Here is a 15,423-nt window from a genome sequence, read left to right as displayed (position 1 = left end):
AGCGATTTTAAGAGATAAGAAGTTAACAAGACGGTCTAACGCCACTCTTGTTAATCGATTCTTTAGCCCATGCTTAAAGCAAATCTTATTCCAAAATAACGGGTATTCAGGAAAACATGAAGCATTCGATTAAAATAGCGCAAAATATGAGAGTTCACCGAGTGGAGTTGTCTGAAATAACCAGTATCGACTAACGTTATAGTGACAACTTGATAACGAACGCTATAGATACGCTCTCGCAGTTAATCCGTATTGGCGTGTTTATTGCTTTATGGGGTGTATATGATTGCGCACAGTACAAAATGTCCTAAGTGCATTCAGACCAAAGAAAATCAATTGGGTGAAGTATGTCTGAGATAAAAGAATTCAAAGAACAATATGAAAAAACAGAAGCAGCTTGGCCAATCGGTGTCCAAAGAATAGAGAAAGAGATCAAAACAGGTATCTGGGTAACGACACAATGGGAATTGAAGGGGTTTGAACTGTCGCCAGAAGACGATGCCCAAGACGTTTGTTTACTCCAATTACATAAAGACGAGCGTACAGACTATCGTTTCAACCTAAGCTCTCAGCAACCTAAGCTTTTCTTAGTGATGGATAATGTCGATTCTGGTGTTAAGCCAGTTATTCAGTTACTTACAGCATCACAAACCGTTGCAGGGCAATACATGGACGGTGACAACCAAGTCCTTTCATACGACATTCCGCTACCTGTGCAAGCTTGGATGGAAGCCTTCATAGGCCGTCATGGTGAGTTGCTAGAAGCAAGACGTAAGAAACGTAAAGGTGCGGGTAGATCAAATGGCAACTAACTTCTTTAGCCGTTGGTCTCAACGAAAGCTTGACGAATCCACTGACGAAGCTTTGGAAGTAGAGCAAACACTGGAAGTACCGGAACTCACTTCCTCTGATTCTTCATCTTCTGAGATTTCGTCTGCTGATCTTTCTTCTGAAATGGAAGCAGCAGCGCCTCAGTCTTTAGATAGTGATGCTTTAGAAACCAATGAAGAAGTTCATGCTTCTGACGTTCAAGATCCCGCACCAGAAGCCACTGAAGACTTGTCTGTTGCTCAATTATTGGTATCAGAAGCCTCAGAAAGCGTAAAAAAAGCCGCATTGCGTAAATTATTCCTCTCAGAAGAATTCAATGTTCGTGATGGTTTAGATGATTACGACGACGATTACAGTAATTTAAAGTCTCTTTCTGAAGGGGTTGCGGAAACCCTGCGTGATTGGGTTAAAGATAAAACGGAAGAAGACACTACGCCAGAAGAAGATCAAGTCATTGATAATAAAGATGAAGGCTCAGTTTTAGAAACTTCTGAAAGCGATCTTGAGGCATCTGATAATGAACTTGAAACTTCAGAAAGTGCCGAAATAACCGAACAAGAAAAAGAACTGTGTGAAAACACAGTATCAGATAAAAGCGCTACCACATCAGACGAAGATGACCTGAAAGAGATGGGACAAAATATACCACACAAAGAATAGGTACATTTTGACTAAATACTCAATGAACCGCTTGGGACAAAATGTCCCAAGCGGTTTTTTTATACGCACAATAAACGCTATAAAGAATTAAATTACTGATATATAAGGTTTATTAAATTGGCATGGCATTTGCTAAATAACGTTTATTATCAACTTTTTTGTAGATAGACGAATTCATAGTCTGACGAACGAGACACTGGCTAAAGGGTTAGTTGTTAACGGATTACTCAGCAAGTTCTCTATCGCTTACTACAATGAAGGTTGAACAGATTATCCATGTCCAAAGATGGAACTGAGCAATGCTTAAACAATTATTAGAACAAGCAACTTCAAATAACGCTAAAGCAAGACTGTATGCATTTGAAAATACAGTTGAGTTAACAAATCTGATTCCACCTACTGTTAGCTACGAAAGCGGCGGTAATACTCTTGTTATTGGTCCAACTGCGATCATTGAAAGTGCTGCGGCTCAATTACCTCAATTGACGAGCTTAACCTTATTGTCGACAGACGGCGAAAAGGGCAAAAACCCAGAACTGTACTTCGCGAATTCGGTTCAAGTATCCGGTTTCCTTGGTACGTTTGAAGTTGTGATTGAGAGTAAAGGCACATCAAGCAACTTAGCGAAAATCGCGATTAATCACGATTGTTTCGATGTTGTTCTAGACCTATGTCTGAATAGCTGCATGACAGAAGAAGTGCCTGTACCGGGTTATTACCCAGTGGGTCGAGGCTATCCAAAACTGGCCGAAGCACTGGAAGAGATTCCAACGCTAATGGGGACATTTGATAAGCCTAAGTTCTTCCGTTTAGACACTGACCTTTGTGCGCACAGTTCTCGTGGCGTAAAAGGGTGTGAACGTTGTGTTGATGCTTGTCCTGCTGGCGCGCTATCAAGTGAAGGCTCAGACAAAACAGGTCACAAGATCGAGATTAACCCTTATCTATGTCAAGGCGTCGGAACTTGTGCAACAAGCTGTCCTACAGAAGCGATTACCTATGCGCTTCCAAACCCTGACGATACTCAAAAGTTCATTGAACGTACGCTAGCTAACTATGAACATGCGGGCGGTCTGGATCCAATCGTACTTATCTGTAGCTCTCGTCATGAGACTTACAATGTAATGGCGCTAAAAGCACTACCAGATAACGTTATTCCAATCGTTGTTGAAGAACTGCCTTCTATTGGTATTGATACTTGGTTTGCAGCACTAGTGAATGGGGCGACTCAGGTTCTGTTTGCGGCTTCTCGTTTTATGCCAGAGACGATCATTCGTGTTCTGAATAACGAAGTAGGGATTGCTCAAGAGCTACTAGACCAAATCGGTGTTCCAAAAGAAACCATCGATATCCTGTATTTAGAATCTCTACGTGAAGGACCTCCAACACTGTGTGTTGATTCATTCGACCTTGCACTTGGCGATCTTCAAGGCAACAAACGTCAACGTCTGTTCACTGCACTCGATGCAATGTCTTCATCTCGCATTCCTGTTGAGAACATTGTTGAGCTTCCTTCGAATGCTCCATACGGCACGGTTTCGTGTGAAAGCAAAGATTGTACTTTGTGTATGAGTTGTGTGGCTGTGTGTCCAACACGTGCTCTGCATACCGACGGCGCGTCTCCATCACTTAAGTTTGTAGAACAAGACTGTATTCAATGTGGTCTGTGTGAAAAGGCATGTCCTGAGAATGTTCTTACTCTGACACCTCGTATGAATTGGGTGAAAGAAGAACGTCAACAAGCAGTTGTGATTCATGAAGAGAAAGCGGCGGAATGTTTACGCTGCCATAAGCCATTCGCTCCACAGTCTATGATTGACATGTTACAGAACAAGTTACGCGGTCACTCTCATTTTTCAGATGAAACTGCGATTAATCGTATTGCGATGTGTGAAGACTGTCGTGTAGTGGACATGTTCGACTCAATGGCTCAAGACCCATTGAATCAATTGAAATACTAGGAGTTGGCATTGGAAACTAATTTAGATCAAGAACAGACACTAAGAACTGAAATCTATTTGGTTCTTTCTGCATTGTTCCGTAGCGCACCTTCTGAAGAGGTCATTGATTTCCTAAAGACGTTAGACATTGAAGCGTCTGAGAGTGCAATGCAAAAAGCTTGGATTGCCATTCAACAAGCAGCAACGGAATCAAATCGCGAAGCGTTAGAAGACGAATATCAAGATCTGTTCATTGGCATTGGCCGTGGAGAGATTGTTCCATTTGGTTCTTGGCATAGAACTGGCGCCATGATGGAAAAACCATTAGCAGAGATTCGTCATGATTTAGAGCTTTTAGGCATTGAACGTGATGATCAAGTGAAAGAGCCAGAAGATCATATTGCGGCATTGTGTGAAGTAATGGCAATGCTAACCGGTGAAGAAGAAGCGCTTCAACAAGCTGTTTTCAATAAGCACCTTGGTCCTTGGTTCAACTCTTTTACGCGTCAGCTTGAAAGTGCAGAAAGTGCGAACTTCTACAAATCGGCAGCACAGCTGTGTGAAGCATTCCTAACGTTAGAGCAAGTGCGTTTTAGCGTGAATACAAAAAGCAGTAAGCATAAATTAAAGATTGATGTGAAAAACGTCACTGATTACGAGTAATCGAGCAGTACGCGATTATATCGATAGAGGGGCATTAAGCCTCCAAAAAGATCTACCGCAAGGTAAGGAAGCAATGATGAAAGATAATAAAGAAATAAACACAAGCCGTAGGGACTTACTCAAAGGCTTAACAACTGCAGCCGTAGCGGGTGCCGTTGTCGCTGGAACAACGAAGGTGGCAACTGCTTCAGAAACGGTTGAAATGCCGAAAGAAGACATGAAGAAGACGGGCTATCGTGAAACGCAACACATTCGCGATTACTACGACACGCTTTAGGAGATAACGGATGAAACTTGTCAAACGCTCCGATAGTGTGAGCAAAGAAACTAATCAACTGGGTGTGTCTCGACGTGCCTTCATGAAAAACACCTCTCTAGCGGCTGGTGGTGCGGTAGTAGGCGCTGGTCTATTCGCTCCGGGTATGATGAAAAAGGCGGAAGCTAAGTCAGTCGACCCTGAAGCGAAAACAGAAGTGAAACGCACTATCTGTTCTCACTGTTCTGTGGGTTGTGGCATTTACGCTGAAGTTCAAAACGGTGTTTGGACGGGTCAAGAGCCTGCATTCGATCACCCATTCAACGCTGGTGGACATTGTGCCAAAGGCGCAGCTCTGCGTGAGCACGGCCACGGTGAGCGTCGCCTTAAGTACCCAATGAAATTGGAAGGCGGTAAGTGGAAGAAGCTTTCTTGGGAACAAGCGATTGAAGAGATCGGTAATAAAGCGCTAGAACTTCGTAAAGAGTCTGGTCCTGATTCCGTTTACTTCTTAGGTAGTGCAAAACACAGTAACGAGCAAGCTTACGCATTCCGTAAGATGGCGTCGCTTTGGGGCACCAACAACGTTGACCACCAAGCGCGTATTTGTCACTCAACCACAGTAGCCGGTGTTGCAAACACTTGGGGTTACGGCGCGATGACAAACTCGTTCAATGACATGCACAACTGTAAGTCGATGCTGTTCATTGGTTCGAACCCTGCAGAAGCTCACCCGGTTGCGATGCAACACATCCTAATCGCGAAAGAGAAGAACAACTGTAAGATCGTTGTTGCGGATCCTCGTCGTACGCGTACTGCTGCGAAATCTGATCACTATGTTTCTCTACGCCCGGGTTCAGATGTTGCGTTTATCTGGGGTCTGTTATGGCATGTCTTTGCTAACAAATGGGAAGACCAAGAATTCATCCGCCAACGTGTATTCGGCATGGACGAGATCCGTGAAGAAGTTGCGAAGTGGAACCCAGCAGAAGTTGAGCGTGTAACAGGCGTTAGCGAAGAAGACGTTTACCACACAGCAAAACTGCTTTCAGAGAACCGTCCGGGTTGTATCGTTTGGTGTATGGGTGGTACTCAACATACTACGGGTAACAACAACACACGCGCTTACTGTGTACTTGAGCTTGCGCTAGGTAACATAGGTAAATCAGGTGGCGGTGCAAACATTTTCCGTGGTCACGATAACGTACAAGGCGCAACTGACCTTGGCGTACTATCAGACACGCTACCGGGTTACTACGGCTTGTCTGAAGGTTCTTGGCGCCATTGGTCTAAAGTTTGGGATATCGACTTTGACTGGGTCAAAGGACGTTTTGACGACAACGCATACGGTGGTCAAAAGCCAATGAACAGTGCAGGTATTCCTGTCTCTCGTTGGGTTGATGGCGTGCTTGAAGACAAAGACAAGATTCGCCAACGCGAAAACATCCGCGCCATGTTCTACTGGGGTCACGCGGTGAACTCTCAGACTCGTGGTCCAGAGATGAAGAAGGCGATGCAGAAGCTGGATATGATGGTTATCGTTGACCCATACCCAACAGTAGCAGCAGTAATGAACGATCGCACCGATGGCGTTTACTTGCTTCCAGCAACCACTCAATTTGAAACCTACGGCAGTGTAACGGCGTCAAACCGTTCTCTACAGTGGCGTGACAAGGTTGTTGATCCTCTGTTCGAATCTAAGCCTGACCACGAAATCATGTACCTTCTTTCTAAGAAGCTTGGTTTCTCTGATCAACTGTTCAAAAACATCCGTGTTGAGAACAACCAACCATTGATTGAAGACATCACTCGTGAATTCAACAAAGGTATGTGGACGATCGGCTATACAGGTCAAAGCCCAGAGCGTTTGAAAGAACACCAACAAAACTGGCACACGTTCCACAAAACAACGCTTGCTGCAGAAGGCGGCCCAGCGAATGGCGAGACTTACGGTCTGCCTTGGCCATGCTGGGGCAACCCAGAGATGAAACACCCAGGTACGCATATCCTTTACGATACGTCTAAACCTGTTGCTGAGGGCGGCGGTAACTTCCGTACTCGTTTCGGTGTCGAATTTGAAGGTCAAAGCCTATTGGCTGAAGACAGCTACTCAAAAGGCAGCGAAATCAAAGATGGTTACCCAGAGTTCAGTGACAAACTGCTGAAACAACTGGGTTGGTGGGACGACCTAACCGCAGAAGAAAAAGCCTCTGCTGAAGGTAAAAACTGGAAAACCGACGTTTCTGGTGGCATCCAACGTGTTGCTATCAAGCATGGTTGTATTCCTTTTGGTAACGCGAAAGCGCGTGCGATTGTTTGGACATTCCCAGACCGCGTACCACTGCACCGTGAGCCACTTTACACACCACGTCGTGATCTAGTAGCTGACTACCCAACGTGGGATGACAAGGAAGCAATCTTCCGTGTTCCTACGCTGTACAAATCCATTCAAGACCAAGATAAGTCTGGTGAATACCCGATTATTCTTACGTCTGGTCGTCTGGTTGAGTACGAAGGTGGTGGTGAAGAAACACGTTCAAACCCATGGCTAGCAGAACTTCAACAAGAGATGTTTGTTGAAGTGAACCCGAAAGACGCAAACGACATTGGCTTCAAAGATGGCGATGATGTTTGGGTTGAAGGTGCTGAGAAAGGCCGTATCAAGGTAAAAGCGATGGTTACTCGTCGTGTTAAACCGGGTTTAGCGTTCTTGCCGTTCCACTTCGGTGGTAAGTTCGAAGGCGAAGATTTGCGTTCTAAGTACCCAGAAGGCACTGATCCTTACGTTATTGGCGAAGCAGCCAATACAGCAACCACATATGGTTACGACCCTGTCACGTTGATGCAGGAAACGAAAGTAACCCTTTGTAATATTCGTAAAGCGTAAGGAGTCTTAAAATGGCTAGAATGAAATTTCTTTGTGACACCAAACGTTGTATCGAATGTAACGGTTGTGTCACTGCATGTAAGAACGAAAATGATGATGCTCTGGAGTGGGGTATTCAACGTCGTCGCGTTGTAACACTGAACGACGGTGAACCGGGTGAAAACTCTATCTCAGTAGCGTGTATGCACTGTACTGATGCACCTTGTATGGCAGTTTGCCCAGCAGATTGTTTTGAACATACAGAAGACGGCATCGTACTTCACAATAAAGATCTATGTATCGGTTGTGGTTACTGCTTGTTTGCTTGTCCGTTTGGCGCACCTCAATTCCCTAAACAGGAAGCCTTTGGTGAGCGCGGTAAGATGGACAAATGTACCTTCTGTGCTGGCGGCCCAGAAACAGAGCCAGGTTCTGTGGAAGAACGTCAGAAATACGGGGCGAACCGTATTGCTGAGGGCAAGCTACCAATGTGTGCTTCTTTATGTTCAACCAAAGCACTGCTAGCGGGTGATGCAGAGAAAGTCTCTGATGTATTCCGTCAGCGTGTTGTTGAGCGTGGTGCGAAGGGTGCAGGCTGGACAGACGGCAATGACCTTTCTTACGATGCGATGAAGAGCTAGTTAGGAGAGACATATGCTTACAATGTTTAAGCGTCTCTTCCTTGTTGTGCTGCCAATGTTGGCAGCACTAACAATGCTGTCTCCTATGAGCCATGCATCAGAGACTAACGCTTCACAAACTCAATCGAGTAGTGCAGAAAGAGAAATCACACAACTTGCTGGCGCCGATTTTTGGCGACAAGTAAGAAACGGTGAAGAAGGTTACACCACATCTCAATCTGCTGAGCACGGTGTGTTGATCAGTACTCCAGGTCAAACGTGGTACATATTGAAGGAGAAGTGGATGTCACCAGCCGGTGCTGTCGCTATCTTTGGCAGTATTGCTTTCGTTACCTTAATGTACGTTGTGATTGGCCCATTAATGCTGAGTGCGCCAAGAACGGGTCGTAAGATCAAACGTTGGTCGCGACTTGACCGCGCACTGCACTGGAGTATGGCGTTTACCTTCTTAACACTGGCTTTCAGTGGTTTGATGTTGGTTTACGGTAAACACTTCTTGAAACCTTATATCCCAACCGATTTATGGGGCTTCATCGTTCTATTGGCGAAGCAATACCACAACTACATCGGTCCGATTTTCTATGTGCTGTTGATGGCTGTTCTTATCAAGTGGTGGCGCAAGTCGATCTTCAAAATGGTCGATATCCAGTGGTTTATAAAACTGGGTGGTATGGTAGGGAAACATAAAGGTTCTCATCCATCTGCAGAGTTTTCTAACGCGGGTGAGAAAGCGCTATTCTGGCTATTGATTGTTATGGGTAGTGTCGCTGCGATCAGTGGCTTGGTTTTAGACTTCCCAATCTTTGGCCAAACCCGTCGTGATATGGAGCTTTCAAACCTAGTCCACATGTTGGCTGCTTTAATCCTTATCTGTGGCTTTGTGTTCCACATCTACATCGGCTTGTTCGGCATGGAAGGTGCACTTGAGGGTATGGTAACAGGCGAAGTTGATGAAACTTGGGCTAAAGAGCACCATGACCTTTGGTACAAAGAAGTGATGGAACAAGAGAAAAACGGCGCTGAACAAAGCGCAAACGTAGCAACAGAGAAAACAGAAGAGGTGAATAAGAATGAACAAACCTCATAAAGGTATTTGGGTCGCTTACATCCTAAGCTGCTTTACACCATTTACTTGTCTTCTCTCTGGTGTGGTCGCGATTATCTACGCAGGCTATCGTTTAGATAAAGGTGAAGACGGCGAAGTAGTGGATACGCACTACTATGGCTTGATTCGCTCGTTCTTCTTGAACCTGACGTTCTTTGTTGTGCTTATCGTCACGGTAGCGACCTCTAACGGCGTGTTAATTGGTGTGAACGATTACTGGTATCAAAACCATATTATCGATGACATCGCTTACTACATTCCCTATGTCGGCATGCTGTTTGGTGGTGTGGCGATCGTGGTGTGGTTTATTCGTATGTATCAAGGCATGCAGCGCTTAAGTCAAAACCTACCGCAAAACCCGACAACAGGACCAAACCTGTAGTGAGTATCAGACGAAGTAGATAACAACTTATCTAGAGCGCAACCATTGTATAGAAAGCCCAGTGATTCGAATCACTGGGCTTTTTTTGTCCACCCTGAACAAGGGTCTAGTCAACTTGGAAGAAGATTTTTAGCTAATTCTTCAAAATATTTGGGGTAGCTCTAAAACAGAACCAAGCTTGATATTGACTGCGCCAATATGGTGCAACTCCCTTAATTGGTGCAATTAATTTTAAACATCCCTCCATATCAAATATCCAAAAAAGTGCAGTGGTAATTTTAACCCCTTAAAATCATAAGCTTAGAATAAAAACTTGTTGCACGGAAATTACGTGAGCGTGTTGGAACGCATCTTGCGTTTACTGTTGAGTCTTTAATTAATTACGACATCAATTCGCACGGTTCTAGTGCAATTGAGACAAAGCTAAGGGAGAGAGCTTTAATGAGTCAAACGGTTACCCAAGTTCATAGCGCAGTAGAGAGCTTGACGCAGAGTTCAGACACTCTATTTCTATTATTAGGCGCCATCATGGTCTTCTTAATGCACGCAGGCTTTGCATTTTTGGAAGTCGGTACAGTAAGAAAGAAAAACCAAGTGAACGCGCTGGTTAAGATCCTCTCGGATTTCGGCGTTTCTGCCATTGCCTATTTCTTTATCGGTTACTGGGTGGCTTACGGTGCGCATTTCTTTGCAGATGCAGAAACCTTATCGCAAGGTAATGGTTACGAGCTGGTGAAGTTTTTCTTCTTGATGACGTTTGCTGCGGCGATTCCAGCGATCGTTTCTGGTGGTATCGCTGAGCGTGCACGTTTCTATCCAATACTCATCGCAACACTTTTCACCGTAGGCTTTGTTTACCCATTCTTTGAAGGGATCATCTGGAATGGTAATTTTGGTTTCCAAGATTGGCTTGAAGCGCAATTCGGTTATGGCTTCCATGACTTCGCGGGTTCAGTTGTGGTTCACGGTGTTGGCGGTTGGATTGCTTTGGTCGCAGTTTACTTCTTAGGTATGCGTAAAGGTCGTATTCGTGCAGGTAAACACACTAACTTCGCACCATCTAACATCCCATTCTTAGCACTAGGTTCTTGGATCTTATGTGTGGGTTGGTTTGGCTTCAACGTGATGTCAGCTCAAGCTATCAATGGCATCAGCGGCCTAGTAGCCATGAACTCACTTATGGCGATGGTCGGCGGCATTCTAGCGGCTTTAGTCGCAGGTAAAAATGACCCAGGCTTCATCCATAATGGTCCTTTGGCTGGTCTCGTAGCGATTTGTGCAGGTTCAGACTTAATGCACCCACTTGGCGCTCTCGTTACAGGTGGTGTAGCGGGCGCATTGTTCGTTTACCTGTTTACTTACATGCAGAACAAAACACAGATTGATGATGTGCTGGGTGTATGGCCATTGCACGGCGTGTGTGGCGCTTGGGGTGGCATTGCAGCTGGCATCTTCGGCCAGCAAGCACTCTGGGGACTAGGTGGCGTGAGCTTTGGTGCTCAGGTGATTGGTACGCTAGCGGGCATTACAGTAGCTTTAATCGGTGCATTGGTTGTCTACGGTGTGTTGAGCAAAGTAACTGGCCTAAGGTTAAGTGAAGAAGACGAGTTCAACGGTGCGGATCTTTCAATCCATAAGATCTCTTCGATTAACGAAGACTAACGTCATCAATCTTGATGAGTGTTAAGCCCTTGCTAGACACAAATTAAATTATAACTAAGCGGCTTCGGCCGCTTTTTTTGTTTCAGTGAAAAGCAAAACAGAGAGTTTGAGTAACAATGGCAGCACCCATCAAGCGAGTTATGTCACAAATAGCCAATGAATTCAGTTGCCTAAGACTATGGTCTAATCCCTAAAACTATTGTTGGAATTTGAACAGTGCTAAGCTGTTACAAAGTGACATATTGAAAAGGACGTTATATGCATTTCCCATATCGAAATATCGTAATTCTTACTGGCGCCGGCATCTCTGCGGAGTCGGGGATTCAAACATTCCGAGCACAAGACGGATTATGGGAAAACCATAAAATCGAAGATGTCGCGACACCAGAGGGTTTTGCAAAAGATCCAGACTTGGTGCAAGAGTTCTACAATAAGCGTCGCCATGGCTTACAGAACGAAAGTATTCTGCCAAACTCTGCCCATAAGGCGCTAGGTGAGCTCGAAGAGAAGCTAGGTGGCAAAGTAACGATCATCACTCAAAACATCGACAACCTGCACGAGAGAGGCGGTAGCAACAATATTATTCACATGCATGGTGAACTTCTTAAGGCACGTTGCAGCGAATCAAATCAAGTTCTAGAGCACAAAGACGACATCCATACTGGTGAATTGTGCCATTGTTGCCAAATACCAGCTCAAATGCGTCCTCATATTGTTTGGTTTGGCGAAATGCCATTAAGAATGGGCGACATCTATTCAGCGTTAGAAGAAGCTGATCTGTTTATCTCGATCGGCACATCAGGTGTGGTTTATCCAGCGGCTGGTTTTGTACATGACGCAAGAATGCATGGCGCACATACAATTGAAATCAACCTCGAGCCAAGTGCGGTTGAGAGCGAATTTGAAGAGAAACGTTACGGTAAAGCCAGTATTGAAGTGCCAAAATTAGTCGGTGAGCTGTTGTCTTTAGAGAAAGGCTCTTTAACGGCTTAACTAATCTTTATCCACTATATATAAGCAAATATACATTGACCTAAAGAGAATTAGAGTCGTATGTATGTTTGCTTTTTTGTCTCTATTTTTTACCTGCCTTACGGCCAAATCAGCCACTAAATAATGGTGTGATTAAGCTCGTTGATCTGTTCGCTGCGCTTTTTTCATTTCGTACATCGCTTTATCTGACTCATCAAGCGCCTGTTTAAAGTTCTCTCTACTCGTTACTTCAATACCGTAAGAGAAGCCGATGTTCTCTCCATATAATAGATTCGTCACTTGGCTTACAAACTCGCCACCACGGCCAAGTTGTGCAGTCGCGACAAACTCATCGCCGCCAACTCGAAACACCATTTCATCTTCCAATACCGCTTGGCTTAAAGCCTGAGAGAAGCGAACAATCATTAGATCGCCAACTTGATGTCCTTTACGGTCATTAACCTGCTTTAATCCATCCAAATCAAAATAGATCAACTCGAACTCCTTAAGCTGAATCGCGTCGAACTTCTTGCGATTGTATAAACCTGTCAGCTCATCTTGTTTACCCTGATCTTTCAACTTAGTTGTCAGTTCCGTAATGCCGTAGGCGATAAGTAGGAAAGCGATCTGCAATAAACCATCTTCTAGGAAAGTGTCGAGCAATTCGTTTCTGTCTGCCCATTCGTCGAGATGTTTAAGCTCTGTGGTCACGTCATAGAATAGATTAAAAATAAGCAGCAGAGCGCCGTAGCGAAGGGTTTTATGGGGACGAATGGCGTGGCGAGAGACGTAGTAGATATACATGGTAATCACGAGCGTGTTTGTTTCGAAAAACAGGTCGTAATTTGAGTCGATATGAATAAACGAGCTGAGGCCAAGCATCAAGAATGACGCGAGAAGCATCAGTGTCACAACCAATAAAATAGGGTTTGCTGGCATATTAAATCGCACTCTATATTGTTTGATGCAATCCTATATAAAGTGTAGATAAAAATAAAGCGGCTTACGCCGCTTTATTAACCTATCAGTAACAATCTAGTTGTTTACTTTAAGTTTTTGGAAGTACTCGTCATAAATAACGCTCGCTTCGCCAACTTCATCTTGCCAAACGCCGTTATCCATCACTGATTGCGGTGGGAAAACGTTCTTATCTTCAGCAAATTCTTTAGGAAGAAGAGGGTAAGCCGTTTTAACTGGCGTCGGGTAACCGATCTCTAGAGCAATTTTCGCTGCGTTTTCAGGGCGAAGAAGGAAGTCGATCATCTTATGTGCCGCTTCAGTGTTCTTAGCGCCTGCTGGAATCGCTAGGCTGTCCATCCAGAAGATAACGCCTTTCTCTGGCCAGATGATGTCAATCGTTGCGCCTTCTTGGCGTGCCATGTAAGCAGAGCCATTCCAAAGCATACCAAGAGACACTTCACCCGCTAGGTAAGGGTTCGCAGGGAAATCTGAGTTAAATACCAATACGTTTGGCATCAGCTTACGAAGTTCTTCGTACGCTTCTTTGATTTCTTCAGGGTTCGTTGTGTTTGGAGAGTAACCCAGTTTAGACAATGCGATATGGAAAACTTCACGAGAGTCATCCATCATCATCAGTTGACCTTCCCACTGTGTATCCCACAGATCGCCCCAGTTTTTAATTGAAGACTTGTCTAGCATATCTGAGTTGATACCAATACCCGTTGCGCCCCAGATGTATGGGATCGAGTAGTTGTTGTTTGGGTCAAATGGCTTATCTAAGTAATTTGGGTCCAAATCTGCAAAGTGGCTTAGCTTAGTTTTATCAAGCTCTTGAAGCATGCCTTCTTTACGCATCTTAGAAACGAAGTAAGTAGAAGGAACCACTAAGTCGTAACCCGTACCTTGAGTTTTTAACTTAGCGTACATGCTTTCGTTAGACTCATAAGTTGAGTAATAGACTTTAATGCCAGTCTCTTCTGTGAAGTCTTCTAGTACTTCATTTGGAATATATTCAGACCAATTGTAAAAATACAGTTCTTGGTCAGCTGCGAAAGAGGGTGTAGAAAGTAAAGTAGCAGCACACAATGCGCCGGTATACAGTGTTTTTTTCATTACTGTTCCGTTCATTTGTTTGATTTGGAGCTGGGTATTGAACCCAAAGTAAATGGATTTCTAAAAATCGCGCTAAATTATAGCAGTGATATAACAAAATAGGCAGCCTAAGCTGCCTATTCGTTGATATTCTTATTTTTAACTTGTTGATTACCTAACTAGGCTTGTTAAGTAAACCAGTTACTTATTAGCCTCTGTTGACCAGAGCAATGAGATAACGAACTCGTTTACTGACCGGCTTTAAGCTTCATGAAGTAATCTTCGTACTTCACTGTCTTATCGCCAACCGCAGCTTGCCATTCAACACGGTCAAGATCTTCTTGCGACGGGAACAGAGCAGGGCTGTCTTTGAACTTCTCATTAGACGCTTTAACTGCCGTTAGGTAACCGGTGTCACGAGAGATTTGCTCTGCGATTTCTGGGCGAAGTAGGAAGTCGATCATCTTATGAGCAGCTTCTACGTTGATTGCGCCAGAACTGATAGCAAAGTTATCAACCCAACCGATGCCGCCTTCTTTAGGGAAAACCAGTTTGATTGGCAGACCTTCATTTTGCGCCGCAGCGGCAGAACCGTTCCAAAGCATGCCAAGACCGACCTCACCAGACATGTATGGCGCGCCAGGGTTATCTGAGTTAAACACAAGAACGTTTGGCATCAGCTTGCGCAGTTCAGCGTAGGCTTCGTCGATTTCTTTCTCGTTCGTCGTGTTACCTGAGTAACCTAACTTACGCAGTGCGATGTGGAACACTTCACGCGTGTCGTCCATCATCATCAGCTGACCTTCAAGCTCTGGCTTCCATAGATCAGCCCAGCTTTGGAAATCTTCTGGATCGTACATGTCTGTGTTAACAGCTAGGCCAGTGATCGCCACGACGTGTGGAATAGAGTAGTCATTGTTCGGATCATATGGCTTATCTAGGTAGTTTGTATCTAGATTCGCAAAATTGTTCAGCTTGGTTTTGTCGATCTTTTGAAGCATGCCTTCGTCGCGCATTTTAGACACGAAGTAGGTTGAAGGAACCACAAGGTCGTAACCTTTATTGTGCGTTTTCAATTTTGCGTACAAAGTTTCATTCGACTCGTAAGTCGAGTAAATCACTTTGATGCCAGTCTCATCCGTGAACTGTTCTAAGATCTCACTGTTGATGTAAGGTCCCCAGTTCATGAATACCAATTCTTTGTTATCTTTTGCAAACGATGGTGCAGATAACATTGAAAGCGCACATGCACTACCAGCTAATAGAGTAGCCCATTTTTTCATTGACGTTAGCTCCAAACTAAACGTTGCCCGAAGGCACTAGATAGAAAAACAGAATGGCAATTTACCATTCTGTTTATGAATAACATTTTTGTTAAACTTGAATCTTATCA

Annotated in this window: 14 protein-coding genes; 11 read left to right on the top strand and 3 right to left on the bottom strand. The window is 44.4% G+C overall.

Going from position 1 to position 15,423, the window contains the following annotated elements; translation table 11 throughout:
* The first annotated feature begins 347 nt into the window (after positions 1–347).
* The 11 genes from L3V35_RS06755 to cobB all read left to right on the top strand — a co-directional run bounded on the left by L3V35_RS06755 (position 348) and on the right by cobB (position 11,999).
* Positions 348–812: a DUF3305 domain-containing protein gene (locus tag L3V35_RS06755; protein WP_016788660.1), complete on the top strand. Its 465-nt coding sequence runs from the start codon at positions 348–350 to the stop codon at positions 810–812.
* Complete coding sequence (locus tag L3V35_RS06750; protein ID WP_237298990.1) at positions 802–1,491, top strand: DUF3306 domain-containing protein; 690 nt, start codon at positions 802–804, stop codon at positions 1,489–1,491. Before L3V35_RS06755 ends, L3V35_RS06750 begins: the two co-directional genes overlap by 11 nt.
* Before the next feature lie 299 nt (positions 1,492–1,790).
* Positions 1,791–3,452, top strand: coding sequence for a 4Fe-4S dicluster domain-containing protein (locus L3V35_RS06745; RefSeq protein WP_017087794.1), 1,662 nt, complete (start codon positions 1,791–1,793; stop codon positions 3,450–3,452).
* Between the two features lie 9 nt (positions 3,453–3,461).
* A complete protein-coding gene (locus L3V35_RS06740; RefSeq protein WP_123301705.1) occupies positions 3,462–4,094 on the top strand; it encodes a molecular chaperone TorD family protein in 633 nt (210 codons plus the stop codon).
* Between the two features lie 76 nt (positions 4,095–4,170).
* The gene (locus tag L3V35_RS06735) at positions 4,171–4,371 is read left to right on the top strand and encodes a twin-arginine translocation signal domain-containing protein (protein ID WP_004733728.1); all 201 of its coding nucleotides are present in this window, start codon (positions 4,171–4,173) and stop codon (positions 4,369–4,371) included.
* A 10-nt stretch (positions 4,372–4,381) separates the two neighbouring features.
* Positions 4,382–7,237: a formate dehydrogenase subunit alpha gene (locus tag L3V35_RS06730; protein WP_146454297.1), complete on the top strand. Its 2,856-nt coding sequence runs from the start codon at positions 4,382–4,384 to the stop codon at positions 7,235–7,237.
* Between the two features lie 11 nt (positions 7,238–7,248).
* On the top strand, positions 7,249–7,857 hold the full coding sequence (fdh3B, locus tag L3V35_RS06725) for a formate dehydrogenase FDH3 subunit beta (protein WP_004733723.1): 609 nt from the start codon (positions 7,249–7,251) through the stop codon (positions 7,855–7,857).
* Positions 7,858–7,870: 13 nt separating this feature from the next.
* Positions 7,871–8,944, top strand: coding sequence for a formate dehydrogenase subunit gamma (locus L3V35_RS06720; RefSeq protein WP_017094055.1), 1,074 nt, complete (start codon positions 7,871–7,873; stop codon positions 8,942–8,944).
* Positions 8,928–9,344 (top strand): hypothetical protein, encoded by a 417-nt coding sequence (locus L3V35_RS06715; protein ID WP_017059624.1) that lies wholly within the window; start codon positions 8,928–8,930, stop codon positions 9,342–9,344. The genes L3V35_RS06720 and L3V35_RS06715 overlap by 17 nt, the downstream gene beginning before the upstream one ends.
* 441 nt (positions 9,345–9,785) lie before the next feature.
* A complete protein-coding gene (locus tag L3V35_RS06710) occupies positions 9,786–11,006 on the top strand; it encodes an ammonium transporter (RefSeq protein WP_171316391.1) in 1,221 nt (406 codons plus the stop codon).
* A gap of 258 nt (positions 11,007–11,264) precedes the next feature.
* Positions 11,265–11,999 (top strand): Sir2 family NAD+-dependent deacetylase, encoded by a 735-nt coding sequence (gene cobB, locus L3V35_RS06705; protein ID WP_054547734.1) that lies wholly within the window; start codon positions 11,265–11,267, stop codon positions 11,997–11,999.
* A 132-nt stretch (positions 12,000–12,131) separates the two neighbouring features.
* Here cobB and L3V35_RS06700 read toward each other — a convergent pair whose 3' ends face one another.
* The 3 genes from L3V35_RS06700 to L3V35_RS06690 all read right to left on the bottom strand — a co-directional run bounded on the left by L3V35_RS06700 (position 12,132) and on the right by L3V35_RS06690 (position 15,313).
* Entirely contained in the window at positions 12,132–12,929 is a 798-nt protein-coding gene (locus L3V35_RS06700; protein ID WP_237298988.1) for a GGDEF domain-containing protein, read from the bottom strand.
* 84 nt (positions 12,930–13,013) lie between these two features.
* Positions 13,014–14,051 carry an extracellular solute-binding protein gene (locus L3V35_RS06695; RefSeq protein ID WP_054547732.1) on the bottom strand — a complete coding sequence of 346 codons (1,038 nt, stop codon included), beginning with the start codon at positions 14,049–14,051 and terminating at the stop codon, positions 13,014–13,016.
* Between the two features lie 227 nt (positions 14,052–14,278).
* Entirely contained in the window at positions 14,279–15,313 is a 1,035-nt protein-coding gene (locus tag L3V35_RS06690) for an extracellular solute-binding protein (protein ID WP_009846723.1), read from the bottom strand.
* Positions 15,314–15,423: the final 110 nt, after the last annotated feature.

Origin of the sequence: Vibrio sp. L5-1 (assembly GCF_021728315.1) — a bacterium.
Lineage (GTDB): Bacteria > Pseudomonadota > Gammaproteobacteria > Enterobacterales > Vibrionaceae > Vibrio > Vibrio splendidus_K.
This window is presented reverse-complemented; position numbering and strand designations above follow the sequence as displayed.